The 25,615-nt window shown below is 60.9% G+C and carries 23 protein-coding genes and 1 tRNA gene; 17 read left to right on the top strand and 7 right to left on the bottom strand.

The genetic code is table 11. The features are described from left to right. Positions 1–259 precede the first annotated feature (259 nt). From KJP30_RS24580 to KJP30_RS24570, 3 genes are all read right to left on the bottom strand, one after another. Positions 260–481, bottom strand: a complete 222-nt coding sequence (locus KJP30_RS24580) for a hypothetical protein (protein ID WP_218452195.1) — start codon at positions 479–481, stop codon at positions 260–262. Between the two features lie 357 nt (positions 482–838). Then, entirely contained in the window at positions 839–1,060 is a 222-nt protein-coding gene (locus KJP30_RS24575; protein WP_218452194.1) for a hypothetical protein, read from the bottom strand. Between the two features lie 57 nt (positions 1,061–1,117). Next, positions 1,118–1,339, bottom strand: coding sequence for a hypothetical protein (locus tag KJP30_RS24570; protein WP_218452194.1), 222 nt, complete (start codon positions 1,337–1,339; stop codon positions 1,118–1,120). Between the two features lie 464 nt (positions 1,340–1,803). Here KJP30_RS24570 and KJP30_RS24565 point away from each other — a divergent pair. Beyond that, positions 1,804–1,879 (top strand) — tRNA-Trp (locus KJP30_RS24565). A 124-nt stretch (positions 1,880–2,003) separates the two neighbouring features. Here the strand turns inward: KJP30_RS24565 and KJP30_RS24560 are convergent. After that, positions 2,004–2,423 (bottom strand): hypothetical protein, encoded by a 420-nt coding sequence (locus KJP30_RS24560; protein WP_218452193.1) that lies wholly within the window; start codon positions 2,421–2,423, stop codon positions 2,004–2,006. 309 nt (positions 2,424–2,732) lie between these two features. Here KJP30_RS24560 and secE point away from each other — a divergent pair, with 309 nt between their 5' ends. From secE to rpoC, 12 genes are all read left to right on the top strand, one after another. Continuing rightward, entirely contained in the window at positions 2,733–2,936 is a 204-nt protein-coding gene (secE, locus tag KJP30_RS24555; protein ID WP_218452192.1) for a preprotein translocase subunit SecE, read from the top strand. 144 nt (positions 2,937–3,080) lie between these two features. Continuing rightward, positions 3,081–3,611: a transcription termination/antitermination protein NusG gene (gene nusG / locus KJP30_RS24550; RefSeq protein ID WP_218452191.1), complete on the top strand. Its 531-nt coding sequence runs from the start codon at positions 3,081–3,083 to the stop codon at positions 3,609–3,611. A 144-nt stretch (positions 3,612–3,755) separates the two neighbouring features. Then, positions 3,756–4,916, top strand: a complete 1,161-nt coding sequence (locus KJP30_RS24545) for a winged helix-turn-helix domain-containing protein (RefSeq protein ID WP_218452190.1) — start codon at positions 3,756–3,758, stop codon at positions 4,914–4,916. A gap of 175 nt (positions 4,917–5,091) precedes the next feature. Next, positions 5,092–5,544 (top strand): 50S ribosomal protein L11, encoded by a 453-nt coding sequence (rplK, locus tag KJP30_RS24540; RefSeq protein ID WP_218452189.1) that lies wholly within the window; start codon positions 5,092–5,094, stop codon positions 5,542–5,544. A gap of 5 nt (positions 5,545–5,549) precedes the next feature. Continuing rightward, the gene (gene rplA / locus KJP30_RS24535) at positions 5,550–6,248 is read left to right on the top strand and encodes a 50S ribosomal protein L1 (RefSeq protein WP_218452188.1); all 699 of its coding nucleotides are present in this window, start codon (positions 5,550–5,552) and stop codon (positions 6,246–6,248) included. A gap of 127 nt (positions 6,249–6,375) precedes the next feature. Next, entirely contained in the window at positions 6,376–6,876 is a 501-nt protein-coding gene (locus KJP30_RS24530; protein ID WP_218452187.1) for a putative pterin-binding protein, read from the top strand. Positions 6,877–6,886: 10 nt separating this feature from the next. After that, a complete protein-coding gene (locus KJP30_RS24525) occupies positions 6,887–8,701 on the top strand; it encodes an ATP-binding protein (protein WP_218452186.1) in 1,815 nt (604 codons plus the stop codon). Between the two features lie 28 nt (positions 8,702–8,729). Next, positions 8,730–9,569, top strand: a complete 840-nt coding sequence (locus tag KJP30_RS24520; protein ID WP_218452185.1) for a lipoprotein N-acyltransferase Lnb domain-containing protein — start codon at positions 8,730–8,732, stop codon at positions 9,567–9,569. Positions 9,570–9,857: 288 nt separating this feature from the next. Next, the gene (gene rplJ / locus KJP30_RS24515; protein ID WP_218452184.1) at positions 9,858–10,376 is read left to right on the top strand and encodes a 50S ribosomal protein L10; all 519 of its coding nucleotides are present in this window, start codon (positions 9,858–9,860) and stop codon (positions 10,374–10,376) included. Between the two features lie 75 nt (positions 10,377–10,451). Next, positions 10,452–10,832: a 50S ribosomal protein L7/L12 gene (rplL, locus tag KJP30_RS24510; protein ID WP_218452183.1), complete on the top strand. Its 381-nt coding sequence runs from the start codon at positions 10,452–10,454 to the stop codon at positions 10,830–10,832. Between the two features lie 587 nt (positions 10,833–11,419). Next, positions 11,420–15,562: a DNA-directed RNA polymerase subunit beta gene (gene rpoB, locus KJP30_RS24505; RefSeq protein WP_218452182.1), complete on the top strand. Its 4,143-nt coding sequence runs from the start codon at positions 11,420–11,422 to the stop codon at positions 15,560–15,562. Between the two features lie 77 nt (positions 15,563–15,639). Then, the gene (gene rpoC, locus KJP30_RS24500; RefSeq protein ID WP_218452181.1) at positions 15,640–19,896 is read left to right on the top strand and encodes a DNA-directed RNA polymerase subunit beta'; all 4,257 of its coding nucleotides are present in this window, start codon (positions 15,640–15,642) and stop codon (positions 19,894–19,896) included. 81 nt (positions 19,897–19,977) lie between these two features. Here the strand turns inward: rpoC and KJP30_RS24495 are convergent, their stop codons facing one another. The 3 genes from KJP30_RS24495 to KJP30_RS24485 form a co-directional block, all read right to left on the bottom strand. Continuing rightward, positions 19,978–20,592 carry a ferric reductase-like transmembrane domain-containing protein gene (locus KJP30_RS24495; protein WP_343222817.1) on the bottom strand — a complete coding sequence of 205 codons (615 nt, stop codon included), beginning with the start codon at positions 20,590–20,592 and terminating at the stop codon, positions 19,978–19,980. Positions 20,593–20,607: 15 nt separating this feature from the next. Then, positions 20,608–21,096 (bottom strand): peptidase associated/transthyretin-like domain-containing protein, encoded by a 489-nt coding sequence (locus KJP30_RS24490; protein WP_218452180.1) that lies wholly within the window; start codon positions 21,094–21,096, stop codon positions 20,608–20,610. A gap of 143 nt (positions 21,097–21,239) precedes the next feature. Further along, the gene (locus KJP30_RS24485; RefSeq protein ID WP_218452179.1) at positions 21,240–22,040 is read right to left on the bottom strand and encodes a glycosyltransferase; all 801 of its coding nucleotides are present in this window, start codon (positions 22,038–22,040) and stop codon (positions 21,240–21,242) included. A gap of 368 nt (positions 22,041–22,408) precedes the next feature. On the opposite strand from KJP30_RS24485, the gene rpsL reads away from it, so the two are divergent. The 4 genes from rpsL to KJP30_RS24465 all read left to right on the top strand — a co-directional run. Next, positions 22,409–22,780 (top strand): 30S ribosomal protein S12, encoded by a 372-nt coding sequence (gene rpsL / locus KJP30_RS24480; RefSeq protein WP_005862801.1) that lies wholly within the window; start codon positions 22,409–22,411, stop codon positions 22,778–22,780. A 12-nt stretch (positions 22,781–22,792) separates the two neighbouring features. Next, on the top strand, positions 22,793–23,263 hold the full coding sequence (gene rpsG, locus KJP30_RS24475) for a 30S ribosomal protein S7 (RefSeq protein WP_218452178.1): 471 nt from the start codon (positions 22,793–22,795) through the stop codon (positions 23,261–23,263). A 23-nt stretch (positions 23,264–23,286) separates the two neighbouring features. Continuing rightward, entirely contained in the window at positions 23,287–25,410 is a 2,124-nt protein-coding gene (fusA, locus tag KJP30_RS24470; RefSeq protein WP_218452177.1) for an elongation factor G, read from the top strand. A gap of 86 nt (positions 25,411–25,496) precedes the next feature. After that, on the top strand, positions 25,497–25,615 hold a 119-nt coding region (locus KJP30_RS24465), incomplete at its 3' end, for a GTP-binding protein (RefSeq protein WP_246594748.1).

Raw genomic sequence — 25,615 nt, 5'->3', positions numbered from 1 at the left:
TGAAGGTGGCCGGACCGTGGGTTCGGGCGTTGTCTCGAAGATCCTGAAGTAAGACGGGTTCCCCCCGCCTTCGGCACCGACAAACACGAAGGGCGCCACCAATCGGAGGCGCCCGTTCGTATTTCCGGGTCCCGCCCGGCGGCGGTAGGTTGCCAAAAAAACTAAGGGCGCCTCCCTTTGGGAGACGCCCTTAAGCATATCCGGCCCCGCCGTGCGCCTGGGAGTGAGGCGTGTGGCGGGACCGAAGTGTCCTGGATCATTAGTTCAGGAGTGCGCGGATGTAGGCCTGCTTTTCGGACGCGGTGCCCGAACCGTGGATGGCGCTGTTGATCGCGCGGATTTCCGAAGCGGTCAGGTCCGAGAAGTCAGCGCCGGGAACGATGTAGCGTGCTTCGCTGTCCAGCGACGGGGTGGTCGCGGCAAAGGCTGCGCCGGTCAGGGCTGCGGTTGCGACGAGGGTGGATGCGATGAGGTTTTTCATTGTCTTGGTCTTTCCGTTTAATGTGGTGTGACGGCAGCGCCGCCTGGGAGGAGGTGCCGGGCTGTCCGTCCGACACCATTCAATTTGGGGGGTGATTTTCGGATATAAATTCACGAATGATCGCGCTTACTCACATAGATTTGCTGTTGAAATTCATGTGGATAGACAGGTTTCTGCGCGCAATTGCAGAGGTGGTGTGCATGTCGGGAACAGGTGTAATGCGGTTCTTGAAATTGGATTGGAAGCGCTCCGAAAACGATTAAGGGCGCCTCCCTTTGGGAGACGCCCTTAAGCATATCCGGCCCCGCCGTGCGCCTGGGAGTGAGGCGTGTGGCGGGACCGAAGTGTCCTGGATCATTAGTTCAGGAGTGCGCGGATGTAGGCCTGCTTTTCGGACGCGGTGCCCGAACCGTGGATGGCACTGTTGATCGCGCGGATTTCCGAAGCGGTCAGGTTCGAGAAGTCAGCGCCGGGAACGATGTAGCGTGCTTCGTTGTCCAGCGACGGGGTGGTCGCGGCATAGGCTGCGCCGGTCAGGGCTGCGGTTGCGACGAGGGTGGATGCGATGAGGTTTTTCATTGTCTTGATCCTTTGATTTCAGGTGTGACGGTCGAACCGTCAGTCAGTTGAGAGTGATCAGTTCAGCAGAGCGCGGATGTAGGCCTGCTTTTCGGACGCGGTGCCCGAACCGTGGATGGCACTGTTGATCGCGCGGATTTCCGAAGCGGTCAGGTTCGAGAAGTCAGCGCCGGGAACGATGTAGCGTGCTTCGTTGTCCAGCGACGGGGTGGTCGCGGCATAGGCTGCGCCGGTCAGGGCTGCGGTTGCGACGAGGGTGGATGCGATGAGGTTTTTCATTGTCTTGGTCTTTCCGTTTAATGTGGTGTGACGGCAGCGCCGCCTGGGAGGAGGTGCCGGGCTGTCCGTCCGACAACAGGGCATTTGGGGTAATCTTCGGCGGATTTAAACTCACGAGTTTATCGCGCGCGATCACGCCGATTTGTCATTGAAATTCATGCGGCTAGACAGGGAGTTGTGCAAAAATGCAGAGCATTGGTGCGGGTCAGGTTTTGAAGGCCATAGACCGCTGACGGCCCGCGCGGGCGCCGGTGAATTTGCTCGATTGAGAGGGTGAAATTATTTTCTTCACATGAAGTTGATGTGATCTTCATGCGGGTGTCACAGTCTTCGGTCTGTGCGGAATTGCCCCGGACGCCCGGGAAATTGGGGGTGAACGAGGAAACATGCGTTTGGGTGCGAAAACCCGTGCCTTGGCCTCTTGATTTCGCTTTCCCGTTGGCGTAGGCCACAGCACGGCCTGAAGGGGTATAGCTCAGCTGGTAGAGCGACGGTCTCCAAAACCGTAGGTCGCGGGTTCGAACCCTGCTGCCCCTGCCAAATCTTCAGACACGACAAATGCGGACAGCCGCCTCCATTAGGGAGGGGCGTGAGATCTGTGGTATGCGCATGAAAAAAGGGGCCGCCATATGGCAGCCCCTCTTTGAACCTGTCTCGGGCCGGATCAGTTGGCCATGATGCGGCGCACGACCGTATCGATGTCAGAATTGTCGCCGTTGTTGATGGCGATTTGCAGGCTCTGGATCTCGGATTCGGTCAGAGTGTCCACGTCCAGTTCCGGCGCGTAGCGTTCGATCTGGGTGCGTTCGTATTCCGTCAGTTCCTGCGAAACGTTGATGACCAGCGGGTCAAGCGGTTCGAGGTTGGCATCAGTCACAAGCGCACGCATCTGCAATTTCTTGTCCGAGGCGGATTCGCTGCCATGGGCAATTGCCACCAGCTGGGTCACCTGAAGTTCGGTCAGGGTTTCCGCCTTCACGCGGGGCAGAAACTTTTCGATGGTCGAAACGTCAACTTGCGATTGCGCGACGGCACCGGTGGCGACGACGGTTGCGAGGGCGGTGGCAGTAAGAAAGCGGGTCATTGGTATGCTCCTTCTTTCGACTTGTTTTTTGCCGGGGCGATGTGTCCCCGGCGGCTCTGGCAAATCAACGGACTGCTCCCGATCCCGTTCCCACCGAAATTTTCCTTTTCCGACGCGACTTTGCGTGCTGACTGGCAACGTGGGCGCGTAACGCCGTCTGATCGCGGGCGTTCCATCACGGATTCCACGATGCCGGTCACGCGGGCGTGATCAACGGGGCATTTGCGCCAATGCCTGCGCGGGCCTTGTATTTGCGGTTCCTTGCGCGTATTTCCGGGAAAACCTCCGTTACGACCGGGAATAGGCAGCATGGCAACCACCAATCCGCTTCAGTTCATCCAGCAGGTCCGGGCCGAAGTGTCCAAGATCGTCTGGCCGACCCGGCGCGAGGTTTTCCTGACCACGATCATGGTCTTTATCATGGCGACACTGACGGCGATCTTTTTCGCGCTGGTCGATCTGGGGATTCGTTCAGGGCTTCAAGGCCTGCTGTCGATGATCGGCAACGGCTGATCCCGGCTTGCGGCGGGGAGAACCGCTTGCAATGCAGGGCAAAGGCAGATAATGACCGCCGATAAGGTTGGCGCGCACGTGGGTTGCGCGCCCCTTTTGTTTTTGGGCATGCCCGTGCGGGGCTTCAGCAATCGAAGGTAACACATGGCAAAGCGGTGGTACTCGGTCAGCGTTCTCTCGAACTTCGAGAAGAAGATTGCCGAACAGATCCGGACAGCGGTCGAAGAGCAGGGGCTTGAGGACCAGATCGACGAGGTTCTGGTGCCGACCGAAGAGGTGATCGAGGTGCGTCGCGGCAAGAAAGTGACGACAGAGCGTCGCTTCATGCCGGGTTACGTTCTGGTTCACATGGAGATGTCCGACCAGGGCTATCACTTGGTCAACTCGATCAACCGCGTCACCGGGTTTCTTGGGCCACAGGGCCGCCCGATGCCGATGCGGGATGCCGAGGTCGAGGCGATCCTTGGCCGCGCGCAAGAGGCCGAAGACGCGCCCAAGCTGATGATTCACTTCGAAGTGGGCGAAAAGGTCAAGGTCAACGACGGTCCGTTCGAAGGTTTCGACGGCATGGTGGAAGGTGTGGACGACGACAACCAGCGCCTGCGCGTTTCGGTGTCGATCTTTGGTCGCGAAACTCCGGTGGAGCTGGAGTTCACCCAGGTGACCAAACAGTAAGATACGCCAGCATCGGTCTTGTCCGACGGCGCATAATGAAAGAGGCGTACGGAAACGTGCGCCTCTTGTGCTTTTTGGGGATGCCTTGTGTTCCGGCCGGGCCTCGCCCATCCATTGGGCGGGAATAGGTTGAAAGGAGGGGGCATGACGGCCTTGCGGATCAAGAACGCCGATGCGCGGCGTTTGTGGCTGGGCTCGCACGGGCTGGCTGAGCCGCCGGTTGGCGGGCGCGACACGCTTGGCGTCATCCGTGACCTTGGCTTTGTCCAGCTGGATACGATTCAGGTCATCAGCCGCGCCCATCACCATATCCTCTGGAGCCGCAACCAGGGCTATCGTGAACCGGATCTTGACCGGCTGTTGCGCGGGCGCAAGCTGTTCGAGCATTTCACCCATGACGCCTCGGTCTTGCCGATGGAGATGCTGCCACTTTGGCGGCGGCAATTCGACCGGATGCGGCGCAAGGCTGAACGCTGGTCGTGGTACGTGGGGCGTGGCGATGACAGTCTGATGGACGAGATCATGGGGCGCATCCGGGACGAGGGTGCCCTGTGCACCCGCGATTTCGACACGCAGATCGAAGGTGAGCGAGCCATGTGGCAACGGCCGCCACACAAGAAGGCGTTGGACTATCTCTGGTACTCCGGCGAGCTGGCCACCTGTCACCGCGACGGGGTCATCAAGTATTACGATCTGGCGGAGCGTGTCTTTCCCGAAGACCTGCGCTGCGAGGTTCTGCCGGATGAGATGCAGGTCGACGGCTTGTGCCGTGCGGCGCTGACGCGCCTTGGGTTTGGAACGCTAGGCGAAATCCGCAAATTCTGGGAGGCCGCAGAGGTTGCCGAAGTTGAAGCCTGGGCAGAGCGCGATGCGGGCTCTTTGGTGCCCGTCCAGATCGAGGGCGCTGATGGGCGTTGGACAAAAGGTGTCGCGGCTGCCGACATCGAGGAACGTCTGGCCGCAACTCCATTGCCGACCTCGCGGCTGAGGATCCTGAACCCCTTCGATCCGGCGATCCGGGATCGGAACCGCGTTCGCCGCCTGTTTGGCTTTGATTATACGGTCGAGATGTTCGTGCCTGCCGAGCAGCGGAAATGGGGCTATTACGTTTATCCTCTGCTGGAGGCGGATCGCCTCGTCGGTCGTATCGAGGCCAAGGCGGAGCGCGCCAATGACCGCCTGATCGTGCAGAACCTCTGGTGGGAGCCGGGTGTGCGGGCCGGGTCGGGTCGCATGGCGCGTCTGGACGCTGAACTTGTCCGGCTGGCGCGTCTGGCAGGCGTGGCCGAGATCATCTGGATCTGAACCGGAATTGCTTGCCATTCACGCCCTGCCGGGCTAAAGGGCGCGCTCATGCCATTCCGGGGCGACTCGGGTGGGGTGTGTACCGTGGGAGGCGAGGATCTCGCGAGATCCGGACCTGACCACGCCACAAAACGCCCTTCGACGCGTCGGAGGGAGATGGAAAAGGAGAACGCCTGTGGCCAAGAAGCTCGCCGGCAAGATGAAGCTGCAGATCCCTGCAGGTAAAGCCAACCCCTCGCCGCCCGTGGGTCCTGCCCTGGGTCAGCGCGGCATCAACATCATGGAATTCTGCAAGGCGTTCAACGCCAAGACGCAGGATATGGAACCTGGCGCTCCGTGCCCGACGGAGATCACCTACTACCAGGACAAATCCTTCACCATGAACATCAAGACGCCGCCCGCGTCTTACTATCTGAAAAAAGCCGCCGGTCTGAAGCCGGTGGGCAAGCGGAACCGTCCGCGCGGCGCTGAAAAGCCCGGCCGGGAAACCGTTGCAACGGTGACCGTGGCCCAGGTGCGTGAAATCGCCGAAGCCAAGATGAAAGACCTCTCGGCCAATGATGTCGAGGCAGCAATGCAGATCATCCTGGGCTCGGCCCGGTCGATGGGCATCGAGGTGAAAGGGTAATCGTCATGGCAAAGCTTGGAAAACGTACCCGCGCAGCGCGCGAAGCCTTCGCCGGCAAAGAAGAACTCTCTGTCGAAGAAGCCGTGGCCCTGATCAAGTCGAACTCGAACACGAAGTTCGACGAGACCGTCGAGATCGCCATGAACCTGGGTGTTGACCCGCGTCACGCTGACCAGATGGTTCGCGGCGTTGTGGGCCTGCCCAACGGCACCGGCAAAACCACTCGCGTGGCGGTTTTCGCACGTGGCCCCAAGGCGGACGAAGCGAAAGAAGCTGGTGCGGACATCGTCGGCGCCGAGGACCTGATGGAAACCATTCAGGGCGGCACCATCGAGTTCGATCGCTGCATTGCGACCCCGGACATGATGCCGATCGTTGGCCGTCTGGGTAAAATCCTCGGTCCGCGGAACCTGATGCCGAACCCGAAGGTCGGCACTGTGACCATGGACGTGGCGCAGGCTGTCAAGGACGCCAAGGGCGGTCAGGTTCAGTTCAAGGCCGAGAAGGCTGGTGTTGTGCACGCAGGTGTCGGCAAAGTGTCCTTCGACGAAGCGAAGCTGGTCGAAAACATCCGTGCCTTCGTTGGTGCCGTGAGCGCGGCCAAGCCGTCGGGTGCCAAGGGCACCTACATGAAAAAGATCGCGCTTAGCTCGACCATGGGTCCGGGCGTCACGGTCGACATCGTGAACGCCACCGGCAACTGAGCCGACTGGCAGAGATGATGGAAGGCGGGCCCTGTGTCCGCCTTTTTTGATGCCCTGCAAACACCTCATTAATGTGCGTGCGTTAGGACCGTCGAAGTACCTGTGGTCACTCCGATGGAGGTTTGTCATGCACCGGCTGTTTTCCTTTTGCCTTTCACTGTTCATTTTCTTCGCTGGGGCGTCGGCCCATGCGTTGGATGCCCCCCAATCCTCTCCGATCCTGACGGTCAGTGGCGATATCGTCGTGACCAATTCCGGTGACCGGGCCGAATTCGACCGCGCGTTGCTTCAGACGCTCGACTGGGTCGAGATCGTGACTCATACGCCCTTTACCGAGGGGCCGCAGACATTTGCCGGCCCAACGCTGGCCTCGCTGCTCAAGGCGCTTGGGGTCGAGGATGGAACCCTGCTGGCAACGGCCCTGAACGACTACACGATCGACATTCCCGTCGCAGATGCCTGGGCGCATGACGTTCTTTTGGCGGTTGACCACGACGGACGCCCGATGCGGACCCGAAATCGCGGGCCGATCTGGATTGTCTATCCGGCTGCAACCCCGGATGACTTCGAAGATGTTCACGGTGCCCGCATGATCTGGCAGCTGAACCGGATCCGGGTCCAGCGCTGAGGCCGTGGCCATGTGGCGGCGTTTGTTCGAGCACGCGCGCGCCCTGCGCGCCATTTTTGCGCTTTGCGCCGCCGTCGCCTTGGCAACGATCCTGTTTGCTGTCGAACAATCGCATGTCAAGGATCGCGCCAGCACCGTTCACAAGGTGACCGCTGCTCTCTGGTCGATGAGCGAACTGCATTTCGAAAGCCAGCGGATGCTTGCCGCGATCGAGGCCTATGCGGCCAATCACGTGTCACTGGATGAGGTTCGCCTGCGTTTTGACATTCTGTGGAGCAGGGTCGATGCCGCCGACCGCGAAACCGTCCTGTTGGGGACGGTATTTTCCTCGGTTCTTCAGAACTACCGGGACTTGCTGAAAACGCATGATCCGATGATGTTTGGAGAGGTCGCGCCGGACGACATCCAGTTGGCGGCGCTGGGGGCCGATCTGTCCGAAACGGTTATCGACTCGCGGCGCGTCTGGTCCATGACCTTTGGCACACAAAACCCGGTGGACCGTTTTGATATTGGCCAGCCGGGGGGCTGGCAGAATGCCGGCGTCAAGGTTGGTGCCTTTGTCCTTATTGCTTTGCTGCTGCTTTATGTGATGACAGAGGTCTATTTTGCCAATCGCGGGCAAAAGAAAGAGGCAGCGTTGCGCCATGAGGCGGCAGAGGCGAATGCGGCCAAGACCCGTTTTCTGGCCAATGTGAGCCATGAGATCCGCACGCCGCTGAACGGTATCCTGGGCATGGCCTCGGAACTGTCGGAAACCGCTTTGACGGAGGATCAGACTCATTGCCTGCGGATCATCGAACAATCGGGTACGGTTCTTCTGGGCACCATCAATGACGTCCTTGATCTGTCCCGGATCGAGGCGGGGCAGATGGCAGTCGAGGAAAGACCTTTTGCCCTGCGCAACCTGGTCGAGGCAGCTTGCGCGCTTTACGGAGCGCGCGCGCGGGAAAAGGATCTGTATCTGACGCTGGACATTCAGGACAACCTGCCGCCGGTCCTGATGGGGGATGAGTTCCGGATTCGACAGGTACTGCACAATCTCATCGCCAACGCGGTGAAATTCACCGCCCAAGGGGGTGTCATGGTGCGGGTTCGTCCCGATCTGGAGGGCAGCCGCCTTGTGATTGCCGTGCAGGACAGCGGACCGGGGATCGACCGCGAGGCGCAGGCCCGCATTTTTGAGCCGTTTCTTCAGGCTGACGCCAGCGTGACACGTCAGCATGGCGGCAGCGGTCTGGGCCTGACAATTTCCCGGCAACTGTGTGAGGCCATGGGCGGCAACCTTGCCGTGGTCAGCCGGCCGGGCCATGGTGCCACCTTTTTCGTCGATCTGCCTCTGCGGCCCGCCAGCGCAGACGAGGCGCGTCAGATCCGGACAGAACCGACGGCGGTTCTGGATCTTCAGGGTGTCCGCATCCTTGTGGCGGATGACAACGCGACCAACCGGCTGATCCTTGACAGGTTCCTCAAGCGGACAAAGGCCGAGGTCCAGTTCGCCGAAACCGGCGAGGACGCGCTGCGCCTGTTCCAAGAATCCCGGTTCGACATCATCCTTATGGATGTGCAGATGCCGGTACTGGACGGGGTCGGCGCCACGCGGAAAATCCGCGAGATTGAGCGGGACGGCGCATTGCAACCGATCAGCATCATCGCCGTCACGGCAAATGTTCTCAGCCACCAGATTAATAGCTATCGCGATGCCGGAATGGATGAGGTGCTGAGCAAACCGGTTTCGAAACGCGACCTGATGTCCGTCCTTGGTCGGCAAATGGCGGAACGGGCAGCGGGGAGCGGGAGCCAGATATTGCGGGCCTCGTCTTCCTGAGCTGTTTCGGATCGGCTAGACCTGCCGCATGAAACGTTTTCTTATGCTTTTACCGATTGTCCTTGTGGGCGGCCTTTATCTCAACTGGCACCTCACCCCGCCGTCCCATGACAGGGATTGGCGCGAGGACTATAGCCGCCTGCCGACGGTGGTGCGCACGGCGGAAGGGTTTCGCATCGAAAACATTCGTGACTGGGACTATGCCGAGGATGGGACCGTCACGCGCAAGGACTGGATCACCCGGGACATTGTGCCCGAGTCTCTGACGCAGGCCTATTTCCTCGTCGAACCCTTTGGGGGGCATGAGGCCATCGCCCATACCATGTTGGTATTCGCCTTTGAAAACGGTGAGGCCTTTGTTGCCTCGATCGAAGCCCGGCGCGAGGTGGGCGAGGCTTACAGCGCGCCGAAGGCGGCGATCCTGCCGATCTTCGAGTACATGTTCGTCTGGACGACCGAGCGTGACATGTATGGCAACAGCGAGTTTCTCGCGGACGATCGGTTGTTCCTGTATCCGCTGTCGATCCCGCTGACACAGCAAAAGGCGGTGCTTCGCGCGATGATCGAGGAAACTGCCGAGATTCAGGTTGCGCCGCGCTGGTACAACACGCTGTTTTCGAACTGCACCAATGTTCTTGCCCGGACGGTGAACAAGATCGCCCCCGATGCAGTGCCCTTCGACAAGGCGTGGTATCTGACCGGTTACGCGGATGAGTTCCTTTACCGGGAGGGCTTCCTTGCCAATGGTCAAAGCTTTGAGGCGGCGCAGGACGCGGCCTTGATCTCGCCCCTGATCCGCGAGATGTACGGCATCGCGGATGCCCGGACGTTTTCGCACGCCTTTCGGGCGCGGTTGGCGGAAAACTGACGTGGTCGTCCGGAAGGATTGAAAATCACCCTTGGCATCCGTGGTGATGGTGGTAAAGGGAGGCTCTGCAACGCGGGGCGCGATTCGTCGTAATCCGTTTGCGTTTCGTCCGAGACGGTGGGTTGGCCAAGGCCTGTAATTCCTGCCTGAGACGGGAAGAGACATCTTTTCAGGCCGCACCTTGGTGCGTGCCCCACAGGATGCGTCGACCCTCATTCGGACTTCAATGGCAGGACTTCCTGCCGGAAAGAGCCGGAGGGTCCGCCCTCCAACAACTGGAGTGAAACTGTGGATAGAGCCCAGAAAGAAAAGGTGGTCGAGGAACTCGGCCAGATCTTCGAAAGCTCTGGCGTCGTGGTGGTTGCCCGCTACGAAGGTCTCACGGTTGCCGAGATGACGGACCTGCGCGGTCGTGCCCGTAACGGGGACGCCGTGGTTCGCGTCGCCAAGAACAGGCTCGCCAAGATCGCCGTCGAAGGCACGCAGTGCGAAGGTATCGCATCGCTGCTGGACGGCATGACCGTTCTTACCTTCTCCGAGGACCCGGTGGCTGCGGCCAAGGTTGTCGAAGACTTCGCCAAGGACAACAAGAAGTTTGAAATTCTTGGCGGCGCAATGGGTGGAACGGCGCTTGACCGGGCCGGTGTCGAGGCCGTGTCGAAAATGCCGTCGCGCGAGGAGCTCATTGCTTCGATCGTCGGCTGCATCGGCGCACCCGCTTCGAACATCGCCGGTGCAATTGGCGCACCTGCATCCAACATCGCCTCCATCCTGTCGACCATCGAGGAAAAGCAGGAAGCGGCGTAAGGCAAACCGGACTGATCTGCGTGGGGTGAAAACCCCGGCGTTGGAACACATCTTACAAACGGAAAGAGTCTCAAAATGGCTGATCTCAAAGCACTGGCCGAACAAATCGTTGGCCTGACCCTCCTGGAAGCTCAGGAACTGAAAACCATCCTCAAGGACGAGTACGGCATCGAGCCCGCAGCAGGCGGCGCTGTCATGATGGCGGGCCCGGCAGCCGGCGGCGAAGCAGCGGCTGAGGAAGAAAAGACCGAATTCGACGTGATCCTCAAGTCGGCTGGCGACAAGAAAATCAACGTCATCAAAGAAGTCCGCGGCATCACCGGCCTGGGCCTGAAAGAAGCCAAAGAGCTGGTCGAAGCCGGCGGCAAGGCTGTCAAGGAAGGCGTTTCCAAGGACGAAGCCGAGGAAATCAAGAAGAAGCTCGAAGAGGCAGGCGCCGAAGTCGAGCTCAAGTGATCGCGGGAGGCCTGGCCTCCTACGCGCTTGCGAACGCCTCTGGGGAAACCCAGAGGCGTTTTTCGTTGGTGATATGTGTGCGGCGGAAAAGCCGCTGATCGGCCGGGGGTTGGCCATCGTAACTTGACGATCTGCGCAAGTTTTGCCATTCTCTCCCGGTGTCGAAATCGCAAATCCCGATGGCGGGACTTGCGTTCGCGTGCTTAACAGAATATTCGAAAGTCTCCGGCGGGTTCGAGCGATTCGAATCCGCTTCGTGTTCTTTCGGATTGCGAGGTGTCGGCACGCTCTATTGAAATGTCAGTGCATCGCCCCCATCTTGCCTGGTCCGCCTTCGAATTAGCAGCGTGATACCGGCAGAAACGCTACCAGAGGCGGGTTCTGACGAAAAGTTCCTGACAGTACCAGTCTTGGCAAGCCCCCGGAACGCGGGGGTTTTCCAAGGCAGGGCATACCGGATCGAGTGGTGCGCGGTGGGACGCGGGCCGAGAATGGATCTGTTTGTCTGTCATCACTGACGCAAGCGCCGCTGTGGCCCCCGACAGCGCCGCGCGCGGGCAGAGAACACGGAAAGGGTGGCTCCACTCATGGCGCAAAGTTTCCTCGGTCAGAAACGCCTTCGTCGCTATTACGGCAAAATCCGCGAAGTCCTTGAAATGCCGAACCTCATCGAGGTTCAGAAATCCAGCTACAAGCTGTTCCTCGAAAGCGGCGACCATCCGCAGCCGATGGATGGTGAAGGCATCAAGGGTGTCTTCCAGTCGGTTTTCCCGATCAAGGATTTCAACGAAACAGCCGTTCTGGAATTCGTCAACTACGAGCTGGAAAAGCCGAAGTACGACGTCGAAGAATGCATGCAGCGTGACATGACCTACAGCGCCCCGCTGAAGGTCACGCTGCGCCTGATCGTCTTTGATGTGGATGAGGACACTGGCGCCAAATCCGTCAAGGATATCAAGGAACAAGACGTCTTCATGGGCGATATGCCCCTGATGACCCCGAACGGCACGTTCATCGTCAACGGCACCGAGCGCGTCATCGTTTCCCAGATGCACCGTTCGCCGGGCGTGTTCTTTGATCACGACAAGGGCAAGACGCATTCCTCGGGCAAGCTGCTGTTTGCCTGCCGGATCATTCCGTACCGCGGTTCCTGGCTGGACTTCGAGTTCGACGCCAAGGACATCGTGTTCGCCCGTATCGACCGTCGCCGCAAACTGCCGGTGACGACGCTTCTGTATGCCCTGGGCCTGGACCAGGAAAGCATCATGGATGCCTATTACGAAACGGTGAACTTCGAGTATCGCCGTGGCGAGGGCTGGGCGACCAAGTTCTTCCCCGAGCGTGTGCGCGGCACCCGTCCGACCTTTGACCTTGTTGACGCCGACAGCGGTGAAGTGATTGCCGAAGCCGGCAAGAAAGTCACCCCGCGCGCGGTCAAGAAGCTGATCGACGAAGGCAAGGTGCAGAACTTGCTGGTGCCGTTCGAGCATATTGTCGGCAAGTTCGTGTCCAAGGACATCATCAACGAAGACACCGGCGCGATCTATGTCGAGGCCGGCGATGAGCTGACCTGGACCGTCGACAAAGACGGCGAAGTGACCGGCGGCACCCTGAAAGAACTGCTGGACGCGGGCATTACCGAGATCCCGGTTCTGGACATCGACAACGTCAATGTCGGTCCGTACATGCGCAACACCATGGCGCAGGACAAGAACATGGACCGCAACACCGCGCTGATGGACATCTATCGCGTGATGCGTCCGGGTGAGCCGCCGACCGTCGAAGCCGCATCGGCCCTGTTCGACACGCTGTTCTTCGACAGTGAGCGTTACGACCTGTCCGCCGTTGGCCGGGTCAAAATGAACATGCGCCTTGCACTGGACAAGCCCGACACCCAGCGCACGCTGGACCGTGACGATATCGTCAAGTGCATCAAGGCACTGGTCGACCTGCGCGATGGCAAGGGCGACATCGACGACATCGACCACCTCGGCAACCGTCGCGTGCGTTCGGTCGGCGAACTGATGGAAAACCAGTATCGCGTCGGTCTGCTGCGGATGGAGCGTGCCATCAAGGAACGCATGTCCTCGGTCGAAATCGACACGGTGATGCCGCAGGACCTGATCAACGCCAAACCGGCGGCCGCAGCGGTGCGCGAATTCTTCGGCTCCTCGCAGCTGTCGCAGTTCATGGACCAGACCAACCCGCTGTCCGAAGTGACGCACAAGCGCCGTCTCTCGGCGCTTGGACCGGGCGGTCTGACCCGTGAGCGTGCCGGCTTTGAGGTGCGCGACGTTCACCCGACCCACTATGGCCGGATGTGCCCGATTGAAACGCCGGAAGGTCCGAACATCGGCCTGATCAACTCGCTGGCCACCTTTGCCCGCGTGAACAAATACGGCTTCATCGAAACACCCTACCGGGTGGTCAAGGACCGCGTCGTCACTGACGAAGTGCACTACATGTCCGCGACCGAAGAAATGCGTCACACCGTGGCGCAGGCCAACGCCCAGCTGGACGAGGATGGCCGGTTCAAGAACGATCTGGTGTCGACCCGGAAATCCGGTGACTACACCCTGTCGCCTTCGGAAAACGTTGACCTGATCGACGTCTCGCCGAAACAGCTGGTGTCGGTTGCCGCATCGCTGATTCCGTTCCTCGAAAACGACGACGCCAACCGCGCCCTTATGGGATCGAACATGCAACGTCAGGCGGTTCCGACCCTGCGCGCCGAGGCGCCTCTGGTCGGCACCGGCATCGAGGAAGTCGTGGCGCGTGACTCCGGCGCGGCCGTTCTGGCCAAGCGCGGCGGGATCATCGACCAGGTCGACGCAATGCGTATCGTTGTGCGCGCGACGGAGGATCTGGAACCCGGTGACCCGGGGGTCGACATCTACCGGATGCGCAAGTTCCAGCGGTCGAACCAGAACACCTGTATCAACCAGAAGCCTCTGGTGAAGGTGGGTCAGACCGTGGGCAAGAACGAGGTCATCGCGGATGGTCCGTCGACCGACATGGGGGAACTGGCGCTTGGCAAAAACGTCATCGTCGCCTTCATGCCGTGGAACGGCTACAACTACGAAGACTCGATCCTGATCTCGGAGCGGATCGCCAAGGACGACGTGTTCACCTCTGTCCACATCGAGGAATTCGAAGTGGCGGCGCGTGACACCAAGCTTGGGCCGGAAGAGATCACCCGCGACATTCCGAACGTCGGTGAAGAAGCGCTGCGCAACCTCGACGAGGCTGGCATCGTCTACATCGGTGCGGACGTGGAACCGGGCGACATCCTTGTCGGCAAGATCACTCCGAAGGGCGAAAGCCCGATGACGCCGGAAGAGAAACTCCTCCGCGCCATCTTTGGTGAAAAGGCTTCCGACGTGCGCGACACCTCTCTGCGGGTGAAGCCGGGCGACTATGGCACTGTTGTCGAGGTCCGCGTCTTCAACCGTCACGGTGTGGAAAAGGACGAACGTGCCCTCCAGATCGAGCGGGAAGAGATCGAGGCACTGGCCCGTGACCGGGACGACGAACTCGCGATCCTCGACCGCAACATCTATGCCCGTCTCAAGGACATGATCCTGGGCAAGACCGCGGTGAAAGGTCCGAAAGGCGTCAAGTCCAACTCGGAAATCAACGAGGATCTGCTGGCCTCGCTGACCCGTGGTCAGTGGTGGCAGCTTGCCCTCGCCGAGGAAGAGGACGCCAAGCACGTCGAAGCCCTGCACGAACAGTACGAAGTGCAGAAGCGCGCGCTGGATGCCCGTTTCGAGGATAAGGTCGAAAAGGTCCGTCGTGGGGACGATCTGCCCCCGGGCGTGATGAAGATGGTCAAGGTCTTCATCGCCGTGAAGCGCAAGCTTCAGCCGGGCGACAAGATGGCCGGCCGTCACGGCAACAAAGGTGTCGTATCGCGCGTGGTGCCGCAAGAGGACATGCCGTTCCTCGCGGACGGGACGCCGGTCGACTTCTGCCTCAACCCGCTGGGCGTTCCTTCGCGGATGAACGTCGGTCAGATCCTTGAAACCCACATGGGCTGGGCCGCGCGCGGTCTGGGCATCGAGGTGGACGAGGCGCTGCAAGAGTACCGCCGGTCGGGTGACCTGACCCCGGTGCGTGAAGCGCTGCGGATCGCCTATGGCGACGAGGTCTATGATGAAGGCCTTGCGCCCATGGGCGAAGAGGACCTGATCGAAGCGGCGGGCAACGTGACCCGTGGTGTCCCGATCGCGACGCCTGTCTTCGACGGGGCCAAGGAGGCCGATGTTGTGGACGCGCTCAAGCGCGCCGGTTTCGACGAGAGCGGCCAGTCCGATCTCTTTGATGGCCGGACGGGTGAGCAGTTCAGCCGCAAGGTGACGGTGGGTGTGAAATACCTGCTGAAACTGCACCACCTGGTTGACGACAAGATCCACGCCCGTTCGACGGGGCCGTACTCGCTCGTCACGCAGCAGCCGCTGGGTGGTAAGGCACAGTTCGGCGGTCAGCGCTTTGGGGAGATGGAGGTCTGGGCTCTGGAAGCTTACGGCGCCGCCTACACCCTGCAGGAGATGCTGACGGTGAAGTCGGACGACGTGGCGGGCCGGACCAAGGTCTACGAGTCGATCGTCAAGGGCGAGGACAACTTCGAGGCCGGCGTACCGGAATCGTTCAACGTTCTCGTCAAGGAGGTCCGCGGTCTGGGCCTCAACATGGAACTCCTGGATGCGGAGGAGGAAGACGCGGAGTGACGCCTGTCACCCACGTGTTCAGCGGGGCGCTGCGGCGCCCCCTCCCACCCGCTTCCCTCTGAATTTGTGAGGAACACATGAACCAGGAACTGACCAACAACCCGTTCAACCCGCTGACCCCGCCCAAGGTCTTTGACGAGATCAAGGTGTCGCTGGCGTCGCCGGAACGGATCCTCTCGTGGTCCTTCGGTGAGATCAAGAAGCCGGAAACCATCAACTACCGCACGTTCAAGCCCGAGCGTGACGGCCTTTTCTGTGCGCGTATCTTTGGCCCGATCAAGGATTACGAATGCCTCTGCGGCAAGTACAAGCGCATGAAGTATCGCGGCGTCGTCTGCGAAAAATGCGGCGTTGAAGTCACGCTGCAAAAGGTGCGCCGCGAACGCATGGGCCACATCGAACTGGCCGCGCCCTGCGCTCATATCTGGTTCCTCAAGTCGCTGCCCTCGCGCATCGGCCTGATGCTGGACATGACGCTGCGCGATCTGGAACGCGTGCTGTACTTTGAAAACTACGTCGTGATCGAACCGGGTCTGACGGATCTCACCTACGGTCAGATGATGACCGAGGAAGAGTTCCTCGATGCCCAGGATCAGTACGGCATGGATGCCTTCACCGCCAACATCGGCGCCGAGGCGATCCGTGAAATGCTGGCCGCAATCGACCTCGAGGCCGAAGCAGAGAACCTGCGCGCGGACCTCAAGGAAGCGACCGGCGAACTGAAGCCCAAGAAGATCATCAAGCGCCTGAAGGTCGTGGAATCCTTCCTCGAGTCGGGCAACCGCCCCGAGTGGATGATCCTGACCGTCGTGCCGGTGATTCCGCCGGAACTGCGCCCGCTGGTGCCGCTGGATGGTGGCCGCTTTGCGACTTCGGACCTGAACGATCTGTACCGCCGCGTTATCAACCGGAACAACCGCCTCAAGCGGCTGATCGAACTGCGCGCGCCTGACATCATCGTCCGCAACGAAAAGCGGATGTTGCAGGAATCCGTCGACGCCCTGTTCGACAACGGCCGCCGTGGCCGCGTCATCACCGGTGCCAACAAGCGCCCGCTGAAGTCGCTGTCCGACATGCTGAAAGGCAAGCAGGGCCGTTTCCGTCAGAACCTTCTGGGCAAGCGCGTCGACTTCTCGGGCCGTTCGGTCATCGTGACCGGCCCCGAACTGAAGCTGCACCAGTGCGGCCTGCCCAAGAAGATGGCGCTGGAGTTGTTCAAGCCGTTCATCTACTCGCGGCTTGAGGCGAAAGGCCTGTCTTCGACGGTCAAGCAAGCCAAGAAACTGGTGGAAAAAGAGCGTCCCGAGGTCTGGGACATCCTCGACGAGGTCATTCGTGAGCACCCGGTTCTTCTAAACCGCGCGCCCACTTTGCACCGTCTGGGCATCCAGGCGTTCGAACCCACGCTGATCGAGGGCAAGGCGATCCAGCTGCACCCGCTGGTCTGCTCGGCCTTCAACGCCGACTTCGACGGCGACCAGATGGCCGTGCACGTCCCGCTGTCGCTGGAAGCGCAGCTGGAAGCGCGCGTTCTGATGATGTCGACCAACAACGTCCTGTCGCCCGCCAACGGCGCGCCGATCATTGTTCCCTCGCAGGACATGATCCTTGGTCTCTACTACGTGACCATCGCCCGCGACGGCATGAAGGGCGAAGGCATGATCTTCTCCTCGCCGGAAGAAGTTCAGCACGCGCTGGACTCGGGCGAGGTGCATCTGCACGCCAAGATCCAGTGCCGCGTCAAGCAGATCGACGAGGAAGGCAACGAAGTCTGGCAGCGTTTCGAAACCACGCCCGGTCGGGTGCGGATCGGTGGCCTGCTGCCGCTGAACGCCAAGGCGCCTTTCGAGCTGGTGAACCGCCTGCTGCGCAAGGGCGACGTGCAGACCGTCATCGACACCGTCTACCGTTACTGCGGTCAGAAAGAGTCGGTCATCTTCTGTGACCAGATCATGCGCCTTGGCTTTGTCGAAGCTTTCAAGGCCGGTATCTCGTTCGGCAAGGATGACATGGTCATCCCGGACAACAAGTGGACGCTGGTCGACGAAACGCGCGAACAGGTGAAGGACTTTGAACAACAGTACATGGACGGCCTGATTACCCAGGGCGAAAAGTACAACAAGGTCGTCGATGCCTGGTCGAAGTGTAACGACAAGGTCACCGAGGCGATGATGAACACCATCTCCGCCCGGCGCGAGGACGAGAACGGCGCCGAGATGGAGCCGAACTCGGTCTACATGATGGCCCACTCCAAGGCCCGTGGCTCGGTCACGCAGATGAAACAGCTGGGCGCGATGCGCGGCCTGATGGCAAAGCCGAACGGCGACATCATCGAAACGCCGATCATCTCGAACTTCAAGGAAGGCCTGACCGTTCTGGAGTACTTCAACTCCACTCACGGCGCCCGTAAGGGTCTGTCGGATACCGCTCTGAAAACGGCGAACTCGGGATACCTGACGCGCCGTCTGGTGGACGTGGCGCAGGACTGCATCATCCGCATGGATGACTGCGGCACCGACCGCGCGATCACTGCGGAAGCGGCCGTCAACGATGGTGAGGTCGTCTCTTCGCTGGGTGAGCGTATCCTGGGCCGGACCGCGGCCGAGGATCTGGTGCACCCGGAAACCGGCGAGATCATGGTCCGCGAGGGCGAGTTGATCGACGAGCGCATGGCCGACACCGTCGAAGAGTCCGGCCTGGCCACGGCGCGCATCCGTTCGCCGCTGACCTGTGAGGCCGAAGAGGGCGTCTGTGCGACCTGTTACGGTCGTGACCTGGCGCGCGGCACCAAGGTGAACACCGGCGAAGCGGTCGGCATCATCGCGGCGCAGTCGATCGGTGAACCCGGCACGCAGCTGACCATGCGGACCTTCCACATGGGCGGCGTTGCGCAGGGTTCGTCGCGGTCCTTCCTCGAAGCCAGCCAGAACGGCAAGATCGCTTTCGCCAACCCCGGGTTGATCACCAACGCGGCAGGTGAACAGATCGTGATGAACCGCAATATGCAGGTTCTGATCATGAGCGATCAGGGCGAGGAAATCGCGTCGCACAAGATGGGCTATGGCTCCAAGCTCTTCGTGGCCGAAGGGCAGGACGTCAAGCGCGGCGACAAGCTGTTCGAATGGGATCCCTACACTCTGCCGATCATCGCCGAGAAGGACGGTGTGGCCAAGCATGTGGACCTTGTGACCGGTATTGCCGTACGCGACGAGACCGACGATGCCACCGGCATGACCCAGAAGATCGTGATCGACTGGCGGGCCGCGCCCAAGGGCAACGAGCTCAAGCCCGAGATCATCCTGATGGATGCCGACGGCGAGCCGGTGCGCAACGACCAGGGCAACCCGATCACCTACCCGATGTCGGTGGACGCCATCCTGTCCTGTGAAGACGGGCAGGAGGTCAAGGCCGGTGACGTCGTGGCGCGTATCCCGCGCGAAGGTGCGAAGACGAAGGACATCACCGGTGGTCTGCCGCGTGTTGCCGAACTCTTCGAGGCACGTCGTCCGAAGGACCACGCCATCATCGCCGAGATCGACGGCTACGTGCGCTTTGGGAAGGACTACAAGAACAAGCGCCGTATCACGATCGAGCCGACGGACGAAAACCTCGAGCCCAAGGAATACATGATTCCGAAGGGCAAGCACATCCCGGTGGTCGAAGGCGACTTTGTCCAGAAGGGTGACTACATCATGGACGGCAACCCGGCCCCGCACGACATCCTGTCGATCATGGGGATCGAGGCCCTTGCCAACTACATGATCGACGAGGTGCAGGACGTCTATCGTCTGCAGGGCGTGAAGATCAACGACAAGCACGTCGAGGTCATCGTGCGCCAGATGCTGCAAAAGTGGGAGATCCTCGACTCGGGTGACACCACGCTGCTGAAGGGTGAGCACGTCGACAAGGTCGAGTTCGACGAAGCCAACGCGAAAGCCGAGAAAAAAGGCGGCCGTCCGGCACAGGGCGAACCGATCCTTCTGGGCATCACCAAGGCGTCGTTGCAAACCCGGTCCTTCATTTCGGCCGCCTCCTTCCAGGAGACGACGCGTGTGCTGACCGAGGCTTCGGTGCAGGGCAAGAAGGACAAGCTGGTCGGCCTGAAGGAAAACGTCATCGTGGGCCGCCTGATCCCGGCGGGCACCGGTGGCGCGACCCAGAAGGTGCGCCGCATTGCGCAGGACCGCGACAATGTCGTGATCGAGGCACGCCGCGAGGAGGCCGAAGCGGCCGCCGCGCTGGCCGCGCCAGAGATGATGGACAGCGGGTCCGACGTGGTCGGTGGCGACGAGTTCGACACGCTGATCGTGGACACGCCGGAAAGCCGCGAATAAGCGGATCTTCGGAGCCAATAGAAACCGGAAAGCCCGCCCCTGCGAGGGGGCGGGCTTTTCCTTTTGCGGGCCTGACCTGTTTCAGGTGTTGAGCGGCCCTTTCCGCCTTTTCCGTACCATTGTCAGCGCAAGCCCCGCCGAAAACAGCGCAAACCCGCAGAGCGCGTATTTTGTCACGGTCTCCATGGTGCCCTCGATCAACAGCGCATGTGCAACGGTTCCCACGAGCACGACGACTCCCAGCGCGGTATGCGCCAAACGCCAGTGCGGATAGCGAAGAGGCAGACGCCCCCGCAGCGCCGCCAGACCTGCGACACCGAAAAGCGCCCACATGGCGGCCACGCCAAAGGGTGAAAACGGAGTCGGTGAGCGCAAGAGCAGCGCGTCAACCACGTCGGGCGGGCTGGTTAGCCAAAGCCCGGCCACATGCAGCACAACCGAAGCCAGCAAGAGTATGCCCAGGCCGCGATGCAGCCAGCGGCTGCGCGACAGGGGCAGATCGGGCACCAGCCCGACCGCCAGAAGCGGTTGCAGACAGGCGAGGCCAAAGGCGGCAATCCCGGCAAAACCGGCGAGGATGTAAACTGGCTGACGCCAAGCCAGCAGCGGGCTATGGGCCGCGGCCCAAAGCGGCACAACCAGCACTAGGGCAAGCGCCGCCCAGGTCAGCGGCCCGCGAAAACGGCTATACGTCACGGGTGGCCGGCCGGTTCAGGCAGGTTCGAGCACGAAATGCGCCTCGAGCGCGGTGTCTCGGGCGCTGGACATCACGGGCCGCAGGAAGACGGTTTTGAAATCCTCGCTGTCATAGGCGAGGTGCCCGTGCGGTTGCCCGAAGGCTGGGACAATCTGCGGCATCTCCAGCCGGAAGTTACCCTGCGCATCGGTCAGCGTTGCCCCGTGGCTGCGTGCGTCGCGTTCATGGCCTTCGGTGGTATGCGCCCAGATCTGGATGCGCTGTCCGGCAAGGGGGGCGCCGTCCCCGGTACGGCGCACGGTGCCGCTCATCCAAAAGCCGCCGCCACCGATCTTGTCGACGATGGGTGCGCCCGGACGATAGTTGTTGGCGCCACCCCGCATGGACCGGGTGGGCGCAATACCGGCCGCGCGGGCGGGCAGGATCAGACCCGAGGTGCCGGTGGCAAGGGCTGCGCCGCCGGTGGCCAGCAGGCCGCGTCGGGATAAGGAACGGATCGTCATGGAGAAACCTCCTTTTGCGCAAATTTGAACCGCCGCAAGGCGTCCGCGTTCAAAGGAACCCTAGTCCGATCCCGGTCACCGGCCAACATGGCGCGCGGCGGCGCGCGATAAAGTGACAGCACCTCTGCGTGATCTGCCCGCCGTCATGCAAAAACCCGGCGGATGTGATCGCCATCAATGGCGAAGCGGGCTTTCAGTTCAGCCTCGCCCGCGGCATCCAGCCGGGGCAGGGCGACCTGTTTGACGTGCTTTCCCTGCCGCGAGTCGTTGTGATCGTTGTGGCCGCGCAGGTACATCGGCGTGTCGGTGAAGGTCACGGTCGGCATGAACTGATTCAGCTTGTTGTGGGCAAAGTTCATGATCGTCTGCCTGACACCGGCGCGGACGGCCACCGCCTGCGCAACGCCCCAATAAGGTGTGACCTGCAATTCGGCACAGATGCCTTCCGCATCCGGACGTCCGATATAGCCCCGGTTCCAGTCGAAACCGACCATGCGATGTCTGTCGAGCAGGGGCGAGACATCCCGTGCCGCCTGCCGCATCTCTGCGATGAAATCCACCGCGACGGCATCGTCATCGTCATGGCGGAATTGCAGGCAGGGTTCGCCGGGATTGCGCAGGCTGTTGATGACCTCCTGACAGACCTTTCGGTGCGGGGCAGGGGGGCGCGATATTACGATGGCCTGCGGAAAATCCTTGATCAGGGCGGCGAGCCGTTCCAGCCAGCGTTCCGGCATCGCCTCGCCCACAAGGATGGCAAAGAGGAAATCCGCGTCGGACTGCGCCTTCAAACCGGGCAGGCAGATGCATTCAAAATGGCGCAAACGCTCCTGCATCCGATGCTCGCCATAGAGGTAGGCGATCCGGTCTTGGATGCTGTCATGCGCGACCTGAAAACCGCCCTCGGCGGGGTAGGAAAAACGGCAGAATCCGATGACTTGCATCTTCTATTCCCATATGCGAAGCCCTTGGCTCTGCATGACATTGCCGCCGCCGCCGGGCAACCCCGCAGGGCTGTTGACAAGGTCCGCGACTCCCCCTATACGCCCCGCTAATCCGCGTCAGCCTTGCTGCATGCGTTTTTACAGAACCAGGTAGTCATGAACTGGGCCACTATCGCCACGTTCCTCTGAGCCTTCACCGCGTCGTTGTCCTCGGTACGGAAACGCTGCGGTTTTTTCGTCGTTTGCCAACCTGTTTTGGCCAGCGGCACAAGAACCGGCCAGCATCCACATGCAGCGGCCAGAACATGAACCTCCGCACGGGAAGGCCCGTGCAGCACATTAGTGAGAAGCACGGGGAAATATCCGGAATGCCCACGATCCAACAGCTGATCCGCAAGCCGCGGCAGCCCAAAGTCAAGCGCTCGAAGTCGCAGCACCTCGAGCAGTGCCCGCAGAAGCGCGGCGTTTGCACCCGCGTCTACACCACCACGCCCAAAAAGCCGAACTCGGCTATGCGTAAAGTGGCGAAGGTGCGTCTGACCAACGGTTACGAGGTGATCAGCTACATCCCGGGTGAGAGCCACAACCTCCAGGAGCACTCGGTTGTGCTGATCCGTGGCGGTCGTGTGAAAGACCTTCCCGGTGTGCGCTACCACATCCTCCGCGGTGTTCTGGACACCCAGGGCGTCAAAGATCGTAAGCAGCGCCGCTCGAAGTACGGCGCCAAGCGTCCCAAGTAAGAGGATACATAGATGTCTCGTCGTCACGCTGCTGAAAAACGCGAAGTCCTGCCCGACGCCAAGTATGGTGATCGCGTCCTGACAAAATTCATGAACAACCTGATGTACGACGGCAAGAAATCCGCCGCCGAACGCATCGTCTACAACGCTCTCGACCGCGTTGAAGCCAAGGTGAAGCGCGCTCCGGTGGAAATCTTCCACGAAGCGCTGGACAACATCAAACCCTCCGTCGAGGTCCGCTCGCGCCGGGTTGGTGGTGCCACCTATCAGGTTCCGGTCGAAGTGCGCCCCGAGCGCCGCGAAGCTCTGGCCATCCGCTGGCTGATCAACGCATCGCGCGCCCGTAACGAAAACACCATGGAAGAACGCCTCGCCGGCGAACTACTTGACGCAGTGCAGTCGCGTGGTGCCGCCGTTAAGAAGCGCGAAGACACCCACAAGATGGCCGACGCCAACAAAGCGTTCAGCCATTACCGTTGGTAAACCCAAGCTCAAGGACCTGACAGATGGCCCGCGATTATCCTCTCGACCGTTACCGTAACTTCGGGATCATGGCGCATATCGACGCTGGTAAAACCACCACGTCGGAGCGGATCCTCTACTACACCGGCAAGTCGCACAACATCGGCGAAGTGCACGACGGTGCTGCAACCATGGACTGGATGGAGCAGGAGCAGGAGCGGGGCATCACCATTACCTCGGCTGCGACGACCACCTTCTGGCAGCGCCAGGAGTTGCCGACTGCTGACGGCACCTCGGACACCAAGTTCCGCTTCAACATCATCGACACTCCCGGCCACGTTGACTTCACCATCGAAGTCGAACGTTCGCTGGCCGTGCTGGACGGTGCTGTTTGCGTTCTTGACGCCAACGCCGGTGTCGAACCGCAGACCGAAACCGTGTGGCGTCAGGCTGACCGCTACAAGGTTCCGCGGATTGTCTTCGTCAACAAGATGGACAAGATCGGCGCTGACTTCTTCAACTGCCACAAGATGGTTGAAGAGCGCACCGGTGCACGCGCCATCCCGGTCGGGATCCCGATCGGCGCCGAATCCGAGCTGGAAGGTCTGCTGGACCTCGTCCTGATGAAGGAATGGCTGTGGAAGGGCGACGACCTCGGCGCGTCCTGGACGCTTGAGGACATCCGTCCCGAGCTGCAGGATCAGGCCGATGAATGGCGTGGCGTGATGATCGAAGCCGCCGTCGAAATGGACGACGAGTGGATGGAGAAGTACCTGGAAGGCGAAGAGCCTGACGTGGACTCGCTCCGCAAGCTGCTGCGCAAGGGCACGCTGGAAATGGCGTTTGTCCCGATGCTGGGCGGTTCGGCGTTCAAGAACAAAGGTGTGCAGCCGCTGCTGAACGCCGTGATCGACTATCTGCCCAGCCCGCTGGACGTGGTCGACTACATGGGCTTTGCCCCGGACGACGAGACCGAAGAGCGTAACATCGCCCGCCGCGCGGACGACGACATGCCCTTCGCCGGTCTGGCGTTCAAGATCATGAACGACCCCTTTGTCGGCTCGCTGACCTTCACCCGGATCTATTCGGGCAAGATGAACAAGGGCGATTCGATCCTGAACTCGACCAAGGGCAAGAAAGAGCGCATCGGTCGTATGATGATGATGCACTCGAACAACCGCGAGGAAATCGAAGAGGCCTTCGCGGGCGACATCATCGCGCTGGCGGGTCTGAAGGACACCACCACCGGTGACACGCTCTGTGATGCCAAGGAACCGGTGGTTCTGGAAACCATGACCTTCCCGGATCCGGTGATCGAGATCGCTGTCGAGCCCAAGACCAAGGGCGACCAGGAAAAGATGTCTCAGGGTCTGGCCCGTCTGGCCGCCGAAGACCCGTCCTTCCGCGTGGAAACCGACCTGGAATCGGGTCAGACCATCATGAAGGGCATGGGCGAACTTCACCTGGACATCCTGGTTGACCGTCTCAAGCGCGAGTTCAAGGTCGAGGCCAACATTGGTGCGCCGCAGGTGGCTTATCGTGAGACCATTTCTCACGAGGTCGAACACACCTACACCCACAAGAAACAGTCGGGTGGTTCGGGTCAGTTCGCCGAAGTCAAGCTCATCATCTCGCCCACTGAAGCCGGTGAAGGCTATTCCTTCGAATCCCGCATCGTCGGTGGTTCGGTTCCGAAGGAATACATCCCCGGTGTCGAAAAAGGCATCAACTCGGTCATGGACAGCGGCCCGCTGGCGGGCTTCCCCGTGATCGACTTCAAGGTTGCCCTGATCGACGGTAAGTTCCACGACGTGGACTCCAGCGTTCTGGCCTTTGAAATCGCGGCGCGTATGTGCATGCGTGAAGGCATGCGCAAAGCGGGTGCCAAGCTGCTGGAACCGATGATGAAAGTCGAAGTGATCACGCCGGAAGAATACACCGGTGGCATCATCGGCGACCTGACCTCGCGTCGGGGTCAGGTGTCGGGCCAGGAGCCCCGCGGCAACGCCGTGGCGATCAACGCCAACGTTCCGCTGGCCAACATGTTCGGCTACATCAACACGCTGCGTTCGATGTCTTCGGGCCGCGCGCAGTTCACGATGCAGTTCTCGCACTACGATCCGGTGCCGCAGAACATCTCGGACGAGATCCAGGCCAAGTACGCATAAGCCGGGTGGCGGGGTGAACCCCGCCCTACCCACCACCGTAGGGTGGGGCGACGCCCCACCATCCGTCCAAAAGAGGAGCCTATCCAATGGCAAAGGAAAAGTTTGAACGCGGCAAGCCGCACTGCAACATCGGCACCATCGGTCACGTTGACCATGGCAAGACCACGCTGACGGCTGCGATCACGAAGTACTTCGGTGACTTCAA

The sequence above is a fragment of the Antarctobacter sediminis genome (assembly GCF_019218285.1).
Taxonomy (GTDB): Bacteria; Pseudomonadota; Alphaproteobacteria; order Rhodobacterales; family Rhodobacteraceae; genus Antarctobacter; species Antarctobacter sediminis.
Note: the sequence above shows the minus strand (reverse complement) of the source record. Positions and strands in the feature narration are given on the sequence as shown.